Annotated in this window: 12 protein-coding genes; all 12 read left to right on the forward strand. The window is 36.1% G+C overall.

What is annotated here, in order from left to right:
• A partial coding sequence (locus BPMYX0001_RS30335) for a 3D domain-containing protein (RefSeq protein WP_279626205.1) occupies positions 1 to 918 on the forward strand: 918 nt, incomplete at its 5' end.
• A gap of 316 nt (positions 919 to 1,234) precedes the next feature.
• Positions 1,235 to 1,888 (forward strand): hypothetical protein, encoded by a 654-nt coding sequence (locus BPMYX0001_RS05665; protein WP_006094010.1) that lies wholly within the window; start codon positions 1,235 to 1,237, stop codon positions 1,886 to 1,888.
• A gap of 445 nt (positions 1,889 to 2,333) precedes the next feature.
• Positions 2,334 to 4,556 carry an arylsulfatase gene (locus BPMYX0001_RS05670; RefSeq protein ID WP_033798741.1) on the forward strand — a complete coding sequence of 741 codons (2,223 nt, stop codon included), beginning with the start codon at positions 2,334 to 2,336 and terminating at the stop codon, positions 4,554 to 4,556.
• A 49-nt stretch (positions 4,557 to 4,605) separates the two neighbouring features.
• Positions 4,606 to 5,850 carry an anaerobic sulfatase maturase gene (locus BPMYX0001_RS05675; RefSeq protein ID WP_033798742.1) on the forward strand — a complete coding sequence of 415 codons (1,245 nt, stop codon included), beginning with the start codon at positions 4,606 to 4,608 and terminating at the stop codon, positions 5,848 to 5,850.
• A 243-nt stretch (positions 5,851 to 6,093) separates the two neighbouring features.
• Entirely contained in the window at positions 6,094 to 6,363 is a 270-nt protein-coding gene (locus tag BPMYX0001_RS05680) for a DUF1292 domain-containing protein (protein WP_006094014.1), read from the forward strand.
• 593 nt (positions 6,364 to 6,956) lie between these two features.
• On the forward strand, positions 6,957 to 7,232 hold the full coding sequence (locus BPMYX0001_RS05685; RefSeq protein ID WP_006094016.1) for a TIGR04197 family type VII secretion effector: 276 nt from the start codon (positions 6,957 to 6,959) through the stop codon (positions 7,230 to 7,232).
• A gap of 40 nt (positions 7,233 to 7,272) precedes the next feature.
• Positions 7,273 to 7,635: a DUF3958 family protein gene (locus BPMYX0001_RS05690; protein ID WP_006094028.1), complete on the forward strand. Its 363-nt coding sequence runs from the start codon at positions 7,273 to 7,275 to the stop codon at positions 7,633 to 7,635.
• On the forward strand, positions 7,632 to 9,251 hold the full coding sequence (locus BPMYX0001_RS05695) for an EndoU domain-containing protein (protein ID WP_033798743.1): 1,620 nt from the start codon (positions 7,632 to 7,634) through the stop codon (positions 9,249 to 9,251). Before BPMYX0001_RS05690 ends, BPMYX0001_RS05695 begins: the two co-directional genes overlap by 4 nt.
• 33 nt (positions 9,252 to 9,284) lie before the next feature.
• Positions 9,285 to 9,632 carry a hypothetical protein gene (locus BPMYX0001_RS05700; RefSeq protein ID WP_018781095.1) on the forward strand — a complete coding sequence of 116 codons (348 nt, stop codon included), beginning with the start codon at positions 9,285 to 9,287 and terminating at the stop codon, positions 9,630 to 9,632.
• Between the two features lie 584 nt (positions 9,633 to 10,216).
• The gene (locus BPMYX0001_RS05705; RefSeq protein WP_006094033.1) at positions 10,217 to 10,789 is read left to right on the forward strand and encodes a recombinase family protein; all 573 of its coding nucleotides are present in this window, start codon (positions 10,217 to 10,219) and stop codon (positions 10,787 to 10,789) included.
• Between the two features lie 2,031 nt (positions 10,790 to 12,820).
• Complete coding sequence (locus tag BPMYX0001_RS05710; protein ID WP_018781094.1) at positions 12,821 to 13,024, forward strand: hypothetical protein; 204 nt, start codon at positions 12,821 to 12,823, stop codon at positions 13,022 to 13,024.
• Entirely contained in the window at positions 13,021 to 14,145 is a 1,125-nt protein-coding gene (gene grrM, locus BPMYX0001_RS05715; RefSeq protein ID WP_139358557.1) for a cyclophane-forming radical SAM/SPASM peptide maturase GrrM/OscB, read from the forward strand. Before BPMYX0001_RS05710 ends, grrM begins: the two co-directional genes overlap by 4 nt.
• The last annotated feature ends 192 nt before the right edge of the window (positions 14,146 to 14,337 follow it).

The raw sequence follows: 14,337 nt of genomic DNA on the forward strand, positions 1-14,337 counted from the left end.
GGCGGAGTGATGAAAACAGGTTGGTTGAAATACGGAGAAAATTGGTATTACTTAGATGAAGCAGCTGGCGGAGCGATGAAAACAGATTGGTTGAAATACGGAGAAAATTGGTATTACTTGGATGAAGTAGCTAGCGGGGCAATGAAGACAGGCTGGTTGAAAACAGGTGGTAGTTGGTACTACTTGGATGCGGCAGCCAGCGGAGCGATGAAAACAGGGTGGTTGAAATACGGAGAAAATTGGTATTACTTGGATGAAGCAGCTAGTGGGGCAATGAAGACAGGCTGGTTGAAATACGGAGAAAATTGGTATTACTTGGATGAAGCAGTTAGCGGGGCAATGAAGACAGGTTGGTTGAAAACAGGTGGTAGTTGGTACTACTTGGATGCGGCAGCCAGCGGAGCAATGAAAACAGGTTGGTTGAAATACGGAGTGAATTGGTATTACTTGGATGCGGTAGCTGGTGGAGCGATGAAAACAGGCTGGTTGAAAGAATGGAGTAGTTGGTATTACTTAGACGAAGCAGCCGGTGGAACGATGAAAACAGGTTGGAATAAGATTGACGAAAAAATGAATTATTTCAAAGATAGTGGAAAATGGATAGGAAATACGCGTGAGCTAACGGTTAGATCAACAGCATACTCAAACGACCCAGCAGAAAATGGTGCAAAGCCCGGTGAACATGTTTATACGAGTATGGGAGATGATTTAACTGCTAATCCAAATTTAAAAGTGATTGCTGTGGATACTTCAGTTATTCCACTTGGCTCGAATGTATATGTAGAGGGATATGGACCAGCTGGAGCTAGGGATACTGGTGGAGCTATTAAAGGGAATAAAATAGACGTATTTATACCTTCAAAGCAGGGAGTTTGGAACTGGGGAGTTAGAACAGTAAAGGTATATGTATTACCTTAAAGTCATTGTAGTTAATGTACATATTGTAAAAAATCATTATTACTATAGTAATATGTTTTTATTAGAAACAGCTTTTTCAAGCGAAGACTTGAAGAAGCTGTTTTGTTTAGTGTTGACGCACCAAATTCTCTATTTGTAAAGTCATAAGAAAATCAGGCTTCTTCGAAATATGTGCATTTTGTAGTTACAATCTTTTTCCTTCAAAATCCGACGAATATATTTTTAAGATTAAGAATATTCATAAAACTAACATCTCGTTTATCTCTGAAAATTAATAAAATATTAATATAAAAGATGAAAAAAGAGAGGATACCTTATGAAACTATTGAAATCAAAAGCATTATGGGGAGCGGTTGGAGCGATTGTTGTTGCTTCCACTATAGCTTACAATGTAGGTACGATTCCTGGTGATGCAGAAGTAAATGGTAAGGTTACTACATATAAGAGTCTAGTTAGTAATATCGAACAGAAAGAGAATTCACTGGATAAGACAGAAAAAGAATTAAAGACTACAAAAGAAGGTTTGGACAAGGTGAATGCAGAGTTAAAGCTTCGCTCTGCGGAATTCGAAGGGGCTAAAAAATTATTAGAGAACAAGACAAACATCGAGAATGAAATTAAGAACAAGCAATCTGAACTGGATGGTAAAAAGTCAGAGATAAGCAAACTAGATGGTGATATCAACGCTAAGAAAGCTGAGCTGCAGAAGCTTACGGAAGGTGTTGTATTGAAACAGCAAGAGCCTAAGAAACTTGGTGCAGGCTATTGGTCTGTAGGAAAAGATATTCCTGCAGGTAGATATAAGATAACTGGTAAGAGCAACCTCTTTGTATATAGTTCATCTGGAGGTACAAAGGTGAATGTGATTTTAGGTGAAGGAGACTTTGGACTAGAAAGTTATGTGGTTGCTATAGTCGATGGAGATATTATCGATACTCGCGGCGGTGCTACATTTCAAGCGATTCAATAATTGTGATCAGGAGAGTAGTCTCGTGGCTACCAATAGCTTACACTGAACGATATAAATCCTACGTAATGTGACTGTACCTCTTTTTCATGTTCTAGACAAAACAAAACGCTACTTATATTTATAGCTATCAATTTAACCTAAATAAGCCAGATGTTTTTCGACATCTGGCTTATTTGGGCATTCATTTTATGTTGGTATTTTACAATTATATACAGTAGTTGATGTGGTGAGCTGTACCATAAATAAGTGAGGTTTAACGAGGGTATATTTAAAAGTACACGATGATTATCAGAATAAAAAAGGATAGTCGAAGGAATCGTCATGTAAAAAAAGCTTCTTTTTTTAGTAGTTACTCATTATGAAATCGTCCCCTTAATAAATTTCTTAATATATACTATTCATTGTTTACAAACCTTGTACTATGAAAGGATAGGTGGTAATGGGGATGAGGACAGGGGTTGAAAGTTCCGACAAAAAAGCTGCTCTCAATGTAATATATATTGTTCTAGATGATGTGGGTTACTCGGCTTTAGGTTGCTTTGGTTCAGAGATTGAAACGCCTAATATTGATTCGTTAGCGGAAAACGGTCTGCGGTACAATAACTTTAATGTAACTCCTTTGTGTTCTCCTACTCGCGCTTGTCTTCTAACAGGTCGTAACTGCCACTCGGTCGGGGTCGGGTTAATAACTGAAGTAGACTTTGGACCTCAATACCCGAATAAACGAGGGAGAATTTCAGATACTGCTGCTACTTTAGCTGAGATCTTAAAGCTGAATGGGATGGCTACATATATGGTTGGAAAATGGCATCTCGTTCCTGGTCATGAAGTGGCATCAAGTGGTCCTTTTGAAAATTGGCCACTTTCAAAAGGATTTCAACGATATTATGGCTTTTTATTAGCTAAGACTGATCAGTATGCGCCGGATTTAGTATACGATAATCATCGTGTACAGAAGCCTGATAAATCAAATTATCATTTATCAGAGGATCTGGTTGATAAAACGCTGGAATTTTTGATTGATCATACTTCTGTTACTCCAGACCGTCCCTTCTTTCTGTATTTAGCCTTCGGGGCACAGCATGAGCCTCATCAAGTACCAAGAGAATTTATAGAGAAATATAAGGGAGTTTACGATAAAGGATGGGATGAGATAAGGGAAGAGCGATTTGAGCGACAGAAGGAGATGGGAGTCATTCCGCCTTATACAGAACTCGTTGAACGCAATCCAGGGATTAAGCCATGGGACGAACTGACAACGAAAGAAAAAGAACTGTTTATCAAATTTCAACAGACCTATGCTGGCTTTCTAACACACACTGATCAGCAAATTGGCAGACTGCTCTATTTTTTAAAATCAAAAAACAAGTTAGATAACACCATAATTGTTTTACTTTCTGATAACGGAGGTAGTCAAGAAGGAAGCTGGAATGGTTCTATTAATGATTCTGCATACTTAAATGGAATCCAGGAAAGTGTGGATATGATGTTTGATCATATAGATGAAATAGGAGGACCTTTCACGAGCCCCAATTATCCTAAAGGATGGGCGCAAGCTTGTAATACACCTTTTAAATATTATAAGCAAAATACCTTTTTTGGAGGGACACATGTTCCCCTCATCATTCAATGTCCTCAAAGTATTCCAGACCCTGGATCAATTCGCTCCCAATTTTATCATGCTATTGATATTACTCCTACTATACTAGACCTCCTAGATATTGAGGCTCCTGGGGTGTATGAAGGTGTTCCGCAGATGCCGCTTCATGGTATAAGTATGCTAGATACATTTACAGAACCGAATGTCCCATCAAAGAGAAAAACACAGTACTTTGAAATGCTCGGACACCGGGCTATTTGGCAAGATGGATGGGTTGCCGTTACTTATCATGAAACAGGTATACCTTTTAATGAAGATCATTGGGAGTTATACAATGTAAACCAAGATTTTTCGCAAAAGTATAATCTAGCAAAAAAATATCCAAGGAAATTAAAAGAGCTTCAAACGATATGGTGGGAGGAAGCTAAGAAGTACGGTGTTTTACCATTAAATTATAATCCGTTTAGGAAAGGGTATGAAGGCTTGCAGGAAGGGAGAACAATATTTATCTTCTATCCTGGAATGGCTCATTTGCCATCAAGCACTGCTCCAAAAGTAACATTTTCTTCTTATTCAATTACAGTTCCAATCTTTCGTTCAAGTCGTACAACAGAAGGTGTATTGATTGCTCATGGAAGCTATTCAAGTGGTTATACAATATATATAAAAGATAACTACCTATTTTATGAATATAATTACGTTGGCACTGTCTATAAAATTCAATCTTCTGCCCAAGTACCTGTTGGATATTCAACTATACGATTTGAATTTAAAAAAGAACTATTAAATCAAGGAACGGGTATTCTTTATATCAATGATCAGCAGGTTGGCACACTTTATATGCCTCGTACATTACCATTTCTTATTTCTGCTGAGGGATTAGATATAGGCCGGGATCGATTAACAGCCGTGAGCTCTAACTACCCAGTGCCGGAATTTCCGTTTAGTGGACAAATCGAGAGAGTGGTCATTGAACTGCATGATGACCAAGAATATAGCCAGTTTTTTAAACAGAACAAAAGAGATTCCATCCATATTAATATAAATGGGAAAATTATTTCTCGTTAAATGACCTGTGAAGATTGGAAGTATCCATTTAGAGGAAAGAGGTAATGGAATGGGTAGGTGCAACAGTTTTCATATTCTGGTGAAACCAACGGGTCCGATATGTAACCTGGATTGTAAGTACTGTTATTATACTGAAAAGGAAATTTATTTTCCTAATGAGCATTCCTTTCGAATGTCTGATTCTGTTTTAGAGTCGTATATTAAACAGTATATCGCCTCCCAAGACACGCAAGAAATTGTCTTTGCTTGGCAGGGAGGGGAACCAACATTAATGGGATTAGATTTCTTTCATAAGGCTATATCTCTTCAAAACAAGTATGCGGACGGTAAACAAATCACAAATACGATTCAAACGAATGGAACATTATTAAATGATCGTTGGTGTGAATTCTTTTCAGTTCATCATTTTTTGGTTGGTCTAAGTTTAGATGGACCCGAGCATATTCATGATATGTACCGAATTGATCGCGGGGGGAAACCCACATTTGAATTGGTAATGAAGACAATTGTCATGTTAAAGAAACATGGCGTAGAATTTAACATACTTACTTGTGTTACGAGACATTCCTCTTATAGACCTCTAGAAATCTATCGTTTTTTTAAGCAGCAAGGCATTCAATATATACAGTTTATCCCTATTGTAGAAAGAGAGGTGAATCAAGGAGCGGCAGAGCTGTCTCTGCGTCATGCAACTCCTCCTTCTCTATGTAAGGAAGAAGCGCAACAGACAGTAACTCCTTGGACAGTAGAACCAGAAATGTATGGAGAGTTTCTAATTCAAATATTCACTGAGTGGGTGCAGCATGATGTAGGGACGATTTATGTTATGAATTTTGAATGGGCATTAGCTTCCTGGATCGGAATTCCGTCACCAGTCTGTATTTTTGCAAAAGAGTGTGGTAGAGCGGTCGCTATGGAACATAATGGTGATCTGTTTTCTTGTGATCATTACGTTTATCCTGAATATCGATTAGGAAATATTACAGACGGATTAGTAAATATGATAAATTCCCCATCACAGCTTGCCTTTGGTAAGAAGAAGCGAGATACACTGCCCTTAGTGTGTAGAAATTGCGAGGTTCGATTCGCTTGTCATGGTGAATGTCCTAAAAATAGATTTCTAGTTTCAAATCAAAATGAGCCAGGATTAAATTATCTATGTGCATCCTATAAGAAATATTTTAAGCATATTAACCCTTATATGAAAATGATGAAACAGCTGTTACAAGATGGCTTCCCTGCTTCCTATATAAAAGAAATAATTATGGATCAAGGAGGTCTTTCGAAAATCTAAAATAGGATATTTCTAATTTTTTGAAACCGTTGGGACTTTAATTACTTTAGTTGATCCAATTATCTAATACGAAATATGTTAGTTTATATTCACGAATGATATCTTTTTGGATGGGTATTTACGCTGAAGCAGCAAGAATTTGTTGTTTTTTGCGCATTGATTTGATTTTTTATGGAAAGATATGTTAGTAGGTATGCGATTTGAACGCTCTATTTTTTAGAGTATGAAAGGAGGAGTACGCATATGGAGGAAATTGAAGTAGGCGAAATTTTTACCCTTAGCGATGAGAGTGATCAGGAGCAGGAAGTTGAAGTGCTGGGAACGATGAATGTCGAAGGAGCAGAATACATTGCTGTCGGCTTTGTAGAGGACCTTCAAAAGGAAACAGATGAAGACATTGATATCTTCTTTTTAAGAGTAGAAGATGATGGTGAATTGTCATACATCGAGAGTGACAAGGAGTTTGAAAAAGTGTCTGCTGCGTTTGAGGAAATGATGGATGAGCAAGATTAATATTGGTTGGACAGAAGAGAGGGATAAATATATGCCCTCTCTTTGTGTATATATGGTTGAAAAATATTTCCTAAATGGCTAAATCAACGAATAAATCATCGCATAAAAATAGCGTTCTACCAATTGGTAGAACGCTATTTTACCGTATTTTATGACCCCGGAGAGGCTCGAACTCACGACCTCCACCCTGTCAAGGGAACCTTTCAGTTAACTGTAGAGGTTTAGGATCAGTAAAACTTATATGTATCAAGGCTCTCAAGTTATTATCTTCATTGAGAACCACTTCAATTAGAGTTTCTTACGGAAAATACTAAAGGAGTTATATTCATTGGTCAAGTACTTTTTGCAACAACCTCCACAGGGGAAATTTTTGAGTTGTACTTCTCAGGTGATTTGTAGCTTTCTATGTAGATAGTATATTTATATTGGTTTCTTGTACAATACGTACTATTAAAGATGAAATAAAGAATCTAGGTGAAGAGGTTAGATTCACCTTAACTATATATCCTTTTTCATTACCAACATCATTCCTAATGGAGAAACTTAGAAATATGGTATAATTCTCCATGAACATAGTAGAAAGGATTTAAACAATGGGACAATTTCAAAGTAATTTTCAAGCGGCACAACAAATCGCTACGCAGATGAGAGTAGCTTCGGATACAATCCAAAGTGCGACAAATCGTTCTATAAAAAAGGCGACGCGTACTACGCTATCTGTTAACTCCAAAGCACAAGAAGCGAACCAACAAGTTTTAGATTTAACGAAACAATTTTCTGCCGCCTTTCAACAAGCGGTTGATAATATTCATTCGGTAGCTAACGAGTTTGAGAGAATGGATAACGAACTTCAAAATACTTTTCGCTAATGTGACAACCTACGTAAAGTAAAACGATAGGAGGAAAAAGATGAGTCAAGATATTGAAGAACAAATCCATCAATTAAATCAAAAATTACAAAGTATATTCGAAGAACAGGATCGGAATCAATCTGCGATTCAAACACAGGAACAAGCGGAAACAGATTTTCACGAATGGAAAAGTCGAAGCAATCGTTTATTTAATCGAATTTTCGAAACTTGGCATGGGGATAAAGAGTTATCTCATTTTTTTATGAATATGCGTCAAGAAGCAGGGCACATTGAGCGAAAACTTACATTCGAATTGGAAAACCAAAAAGAAACGTTGCTTAAAGAAAGACGAGACCTTAGTGATTTAGAAAACGACCTTTCCTATCAGCAACAACAATTAGCAAGGGAGGTCAATGCATGAGTTTAAATATGTATTTGGGAGAAGTACAAAGCCAAACTCAAAGCATGAACGCTGTATGTACCGCTACCATTCAAGGTATGGAACAAGCCATTCAGTCGATTGACGCTTTTGCAATTGATACTGTTTTACAAGGGCAGACTTATGATAGTGCGAAAGCATTTTTTGTACAAACCTTTCGTCCTTTAGCACAGGGAATCATTTACTTATGTGAAGAATTAATCCGTCAGAATGATGCCTTTCCAAGTCAATTTCAATCAAAGGTAGCTTCAACTGATGTAATTGAACAAGAAATATTAGAACAAATTCAAGAAATTGATCGAATGAAAGCAAGTATGGAAGCCATCATTCAAACTATACCAATTCCAGGTATGGACGCTATGGCGAATCTTTTCACTGCTATGAGGAAAAAACTGCAAGAAAAGTTAGATCACCTGTATGAGTTTAACCAAACATCTAGTAATAATTATAGTACAGCAATTCAATTAGCCGCTAGCATTGCGACGGGTTTGGCTGAAGTCCAAAGTGGGAAAGGTTTTAGTCCTGTAAGTGGTACATTTAGTACACAAGGATTGAATATGGAGTGGACAACCTCTATTCAATCGATTACAGAAGAAAGGGCACGTCAGGCTGAAAACCATCTAAAGAGTAGTTCAATTGAAGAAGGGGCAATGTGTGGTAAGTTACCTGAAAAATCTACTTTCCGAAAAGTTATAGATGGCACTATAGAAGGTGCAGGAGAAGCAATTGGAGACACCATAGAAGGATTTAAAGCGCTTGGTAAGCGGGAAACGTGGGAAAACATGGGGAATGCTGCGTTGCATCCTATTGATACCCTTAGTACCATGTATAATGTAGTGTCAGACTCATTTATTAATGATGTAATAAATGGAGATGCTGAAAGTCGTGCGAAATGGGGAAGTTATGCTTTAACACAAGTTGCAGTAGGTGTTATTGGCGATAAAGGATTAAGTAAAGCAAGTAAATTGGGTAAAGTGACAACTAAAATAGCAAAAGATAAAATTCCAGAAGTTATTTCTCATACTATTGGTAATTTACAAATGGGGGATCGTTTTGCTTTTGCTGGTGGAAATAATATACGTTCTAGATTTGCTATACCTGATTTTAAACAAACTGAAGAAAAACTATCCACTTATCAGTTCGCTAATTCTGGTGGAAGAAACCATACTCCATCACTCTCTAATAGACAAATCATGTCTAGCTTAAGAGGAACAGAAAAATTCACGAGAAGAGGACTTAAGCATATTCTAGAGGGTGAAATAAATGGCATTGGTAAAGCAGTTGGCTATCACACTGAAGCATTAGAGAATACACCAGGAAAAATAGTTGCGGGAACAGAAAGAACAGTAAATAATCAGGGAGTATATAAAGCTAAGGTAGAAGTAAATGGAGTCCCTAAGACTGCAAATAGGGGATACTCTACATTTTTCCCTAAAGATTGGAGTCCACAGAAAATTGTAGATAATATAAATGAAGCATACAATAATAAAAGACTTGTAATCGATAATACATATAAAGGAGTAGGTCTAGACGGTATAGAAATTATCATGTATATAGCTGACAACGGGAAAATTATCTCTGCTTTCCCAAAAGAATAAATTCTATTTTTAATATAAGGGAGTATGATAGAAATGAAATATAAATATACTTTTGAAGTGCTTGATGATGAAATATTAATCATGAGGGTACCAAAGGAAATTAAACTTGTTGGAACCTTTTTATATGTTGAAGTTTCTGCATTTGGAGATTGGATTTTAGAAGAGATACATAGTGTTTTAAACGGGGAAAAGGATTATGGAGAAGTAAATGGCAACATTTGTGGTTTAGAAATTCGAAGAGATACAACTATTGTCCTAGACAATTTAGCTGAAGATGGTAAAGGTGAATTTTGTGAGATAGAAACGGTTGAATTAGTACATTTAATTAATATTTGGCTGGACAAACAAAAAGAGTTTAAAAAAGAGAAAACACAGGAGTAAAATAATTTAAAAGGCTGACTTCATACAGAAGTCAGCCTTTTAAATTATTTTACATACCACATACTATCTATAGCACGGATTTTCCAGACACCCGGCGAACCAAAATCCCGAAAACCTCCCCCTCGATAAATTCACTTTTGTGTATAACGAATCAGGCCTGCATCTTAAACAAGAGAAGCCGATTAGAATAACTTCTAGGTCACTATATAAGTGATTTAAAGGTATTCTAATTGGCTTTTTATTACTCGTAGGACACTCACAGGTAATGTTCCGAGGTGTGTTAAATAGGTAAACTCCAACCTCGATGCGATCCTTTTTAGCTAAACTCATATCAGAACTATATAGTAACCAATGTAGTGATAGCTCTATGTTGTGTAAATCTGAGGTAGCCAGCTCTGTAGTATACTCCAAGATTACATAAAACGATAAATAAGTGTAATCATTTAACTAGGGAAGCAAACCTTACCGTTAAGCCTTTTGTATGTTACATAAAGTTATTACATAAAAGATTACATAAAACATTTACACTTAGTGAGCTCTCATGTTACATTAAAAGCACAATAAATGTAAGGGGGAGAAACCTGATGAGAATCGCTTATGCTAGGGTTTCAACTGATGAGCAGTTACTTGATAGACAACTGGAAGCACTCAATAAGTATGGCTATGATAGATTAATCCAAGAGAAATATACAGGAACTAAAAAAGATCGAGCAGGACTAACCCAGCTCATGGATACAGTACGAGAAGGTGATACCGTTATTGTAGAAGCTATTAGCAGACTAGGGAGAAACACTCTTGATATCCTTACAACTGTTGAGGAGTTAAATAATATGGGTGTTACTTTCATATCATTAAAGGAAAATATGGATACTTCAACGCCGACTGGAAAAGCTATGTTCTCTATGATGGCAGTAATTAGTCAACTTGAAAGGGACTTAATAGCAGAACGAACAAAAGAAGGACTGGCAAGCGCAAAGAAACGGGGAGTTAAACTAGGTAGACCTCAACTCGATAATGACAAAATAAGGGTAGCTTTACAGATGTATGACTCTGGAGAATATTCCATCAAGGACATTGTTAGTCAAGTGGGGATATCTCAAGGTAAGCTATATAAAGAGATTAATAAGAGAAAATTACAAGAAGGAACTACGAGATAGGTGACAATTAAGTTGCTACCTCGCTGTTTCTTTTTTTGTTTGTATGCGAGTACGGACAATGTAGCTGCACCTCATAGTGGTAGGTATTGGCTACACAAGTACTGCTCATTAGACTACTTCTGAGAAGGTGACAAGTTGTCACTCTCTACTAGAGCTACACCTCTGTAGTGATCCTGCTGGCACATACCAATAGTTATACTCCTGTAGCTGTACCTTTATAGTGATACCACACGAGAGCGTACCATGTAGTTATACCATGAGAGAACGACACTATGTAGTCATCTTAGAAGGTAACAACATTTTACCATCTCATATGTATGTACTTGTGAGGTGAAACCTTGTGAAGGCTTGCCTCGTTAGTCCAGCTCGTGGAGAGGATCGTGTGAGGTTAAGGTTATTGGGAAAGGTTTGAGTATCACCTCATCAGGTGCTCACCAGTTACCCATTCCACAAGGTTAATCTATATCTGGTTTGTTAAATATATAAATATCATAACATCCAGGTATGTATATATATTCGATAGTAGCCATATTTAGAAAGTATACCTATGAGTAAATTATATCGTATTTACTGAATGTGATTACAGAGGAGTACAACCAGTTAGTTTTTACCTCGTTAGCCGCCATTTGAGGGGGAACCTCTTGAGTTTTCACCTACCTTGCTTACCACCTAGAGTTATAGCTTATAAATTGAATTTTAGAGTTAAAAATTTTTTAGAACTAAATTTTTGAGTAAAACTTTGGTGATTAAAACAGGGAGGAGGAAGCATGGTAGAACACACCTCAGGGGATTTGTATAGTTTTGCCTACTGAATACCAGCTCAAGGGAAGACTAAAAAAGTTGTAGCCTCACAGTATCCTATACAGGAAACTAGAAGTTAAAGCTTATTGGTTGATCTAATTTAGTTAGTGTTCGTAAATAAAGATAAATAACTTACAAGCTGGCGCTCTTAGGTTAACCTAATTAGTGACTCTTAGGTGTATCTAATTATTTAAACCTATTAGTCCATCTCATAGATAAATAAATATAAATGACCTTATGAGGTGGACTAATTAGTAATACTCAGTAAACGAAAATAAAAAAGAACTACTGAGGTGACCAAGTTAGTTAAACTAAAGGATTTCGTCTCGTAAGATATTTGAAATATTTTATATATACGAGATGGGAATAAATTAGGATTAACTCCACAAGTAAGGCTAGTCGATTCTCGACAAGAAGTAACCTTGTGAATTTACCTTAAAGGCTTTCCTCCTCAGATATTTTATTTTTTTGTTTGAGGAAGTACGATCTACTTTAGTTGAACCCATATAAATTACATATGAGTAAAACTTGGAGCTGTGCTGATGAGTAAACTGTATGGTTTGCTTAGTTGGTATAGCTCTTTTTGTTTGCTACTTGAGATGGGATTAAGGAGGGGGAGTCGAATTAGGTACCACGAGATAGCTATGTAGTCTATAAGAATAAAGAAGGTTTTTCTGATTGAAATAGGGTTAAACCTTAGAGCTGCAAGGGATTGGTCTACTTTGAATCGACGCGTTTTTTTTTCGCGTATTTGAAGAATCGACGCATTTTTTTTACATAATTAACTAGGTTAACTAATTTAATAAAGCTTTAATGCTACTATGGAAGATATTTATTTTCGTAAAATAAAACCAAATTGAATTGTTGAGAACATCCAAAGAAAATACATGAAGTTGTCCAAAAAAGAACTTGTACAACGCCTGAACCTTGCAGAAAATAATTCAAAATGGGTAGCGAAATATTTCGGAATTTTTAAGAGGTGATACAGGTAAAGTATCACCTCTTATTCAATTAAATGGCCCTTTTGTTGAATAAAAACCTCCAAATAATACCGGATATTTATATTATTTTTGTATGAGATTTTGAAGAAATGTACTTAAACTATAGAAGCAGTTTAATTTAAGTACAATACTTCACAAAGGTCGGTTCCTAATTAATTTCCATAGTTATACCATAAGGAAAAAGCACATAACATGGAGTAGTGACTAAAAAGGAAGGAGTGAATAAAACTTGGATGAAAAATTCTATGATCCAAACTTCCCTGTAAAACGTCGGGATGAATTACTTAAACAATTAGAGAAAATTAGTAAGGATAAGGGACTTTCATTTTCTTTTACGACTTCTTCGTATTCTTCAGACCCACGGTGGAGTAACTGGAACGATACTTTTACTGACCATGGCCACTGGTATAAAACATGGGGAAATTCTATATGACAGTTAATTTAATTGTCATTCAGCCTTCTTCGCTTTGTAATCTGAATTGTAGTTATTGCTATGTTCCCGAAAGACAAAATTCAATGATCATTGAAGATTCTACACTGGAAAATATATTTTCAAAAACTCTAAGCAGCACGATTGTTAGTGACCATATCGAGTATCTATGGCATGCAGGAGAACCTTTAACAGTAGGAATATCCTTTTATGAGAAAATAATCGATTATATTAAGAAGTATAATATTGAAAATCGGAAAGTGATCAATTCCGTTCAAACGAATGGCACTTTACTATCAGCAAAATGGTGTGAATTTTTTAAAGAGAACCATTTTAAAATTGGTATAAGTATGGATGGTCCTGAATTTCTACATAACCAAAATCGTAAGGATTGGTCTGGTAAAGGGAGTCATCATATAGCCATGCGCGGTGTCAATCTTTTAAAAGAGTACGGACTTGATTTTGGAGCAATATGTGTTCTTACTAAAGAAAGTCTCCATTATCCGGAGGAAATTTTTTATTTTTTTTATGAAAATGACTTTAAATGGGTCGGATTTAATGTAGAAGAAATTGAAAATAGTAACCATTCAACATCTCTTAACTCCGGAAAATTGGAAAATATTACTCGGATGTATAATTCTTTTATGTCACGTCTTTTTGACTTATGGCAACAACATCGTGATAAAATCACGATTCGAGAATTTCAAAATATGTGCTCTGCTATAAATATCAAACTCAAAGACCGTCATTTTTATTGTGTTCCTGACGAAATACAAAAGCTGCGTATCGTTACGATTCAAAAGAATGGTAGTATTACAACGAATTCTCCTGAATTTGCGGGTAGCAGCAATAAAGAACTTAATAATTTTATAGTTGGAAATATAAACAGTCTGGATTCTTTCGAGCATATTATAAACAATGATATTTATTTGAAACTACAAGTTGAAATTGAAAATGGCGTTAAGAACTGCGCTGATACATGTCTTTATTTTGATTTATGTGGGGGTGGATCTCCTTCAAACAAATACTTTGAGAATGGTTCCATCTCTAGTACAGAAACAATCACTTGCATCCTTCACAAGCAAATACTCGCTTCTGTTGTCATCAATAAGTTGTCGGAATGATCATTTATCCATGATTCCGGGAGACTTTTGATTTTAAAAACGAAAATGTAATGAGGTCATATGTTGTACAAAAAGGATAGATGAACAGGGATTAAACCTGCTTGCATCTATCCTTTTCTTTTTACCCTATATAATATGTGACATTATAATTGAATACTTAATTATAGGGTTTTGTAATTATCTTCCTGACTT

It is taken from the genome of Bacillus pseudomycoides DSM 12442 (assembly GCF_000161455.1).
Lineage (GTDB): Bacteria > Bacillota > Bacilli > Bacillales > Bacillaceae_G > Bacillus_A > Bacillus_A pseudomycoides.

Excerpts from the sequence above, each read along its gene's own strand:
- BPMYX0001_RS05695 (WP_033798743.1), top strand. The coding sequence starts at position 7,632 with ATGAGTTTAAATATGTATTTGGGAGAAGTACAAAGCCAAACTCAAAGC.
- BPMYX0001_RS05705 (WP_006094033.1), top strand. The coding sequence starts at position 10,217 with ATGAGAATCGCTTATGCTAGGGTTTCAACTGATGAGCAGTTACTTGAT.
- BPMYX0001_RS05665 (WP_006094010.1), top strand. The coding sequence starts at position 1,235 with ATGAAACTATTGAAATCAAAAGCATTATGGGGAGCGGTTGGAGCGATT.
- grrM (WP_139358557.1), top strand. The coding sequence starts at position 13,021 with ATGACAGTTAATTTAATTGTCATTCAGCCTTCTTCGCTTTGTAATCTG.
- BPMYX0001_RS05690 (WP_006094028.1), top strand. The coding sequence starts at position 7,273 with ATGAGTCAAGATATTGAAGAACAAATCCATCAATTAAATCAAAAATTA.
- BPMYX0001_RS05675 (WP_033798742.1), top strand. The coding sequence starts at position 4,606 with ATGGGTAGGTGCAACAGTTTTCATATTCTGGTGAAACCAACGGGTCCG.
- BPMYX0001_RS05700 (WP_018781095.1), top strand. The coding sequence starts at position 9,285 with ATGAAATATAAATATACTTTTGAAGTGCTTGATGATGAAATATTAATC.
- BPMYX0001_RS05670 (WP_033798741.1), top strand. The coding sequence starts at position 2,334 with ATGAGGACAGGGGTTGAAAGTTCCGACAAAAAAGCTGCTCTCAATGTA.
- BPMYX0001_RS05680 (WP_006094014.1), top strand. The coding sequence starts at position 6,094 with ATGGAGGAAATTGAAGTAGGCGAAATTTTTACCCTTAGCGATGAGAGT.
- BPMYX0001_RS05685 (WP_006094016.1), top strand. The coding sequence starts at position 6,957 with ATGGGACAATTTCAAAGTAATTTTCAAGCGGCACAACAAATCGCTACG.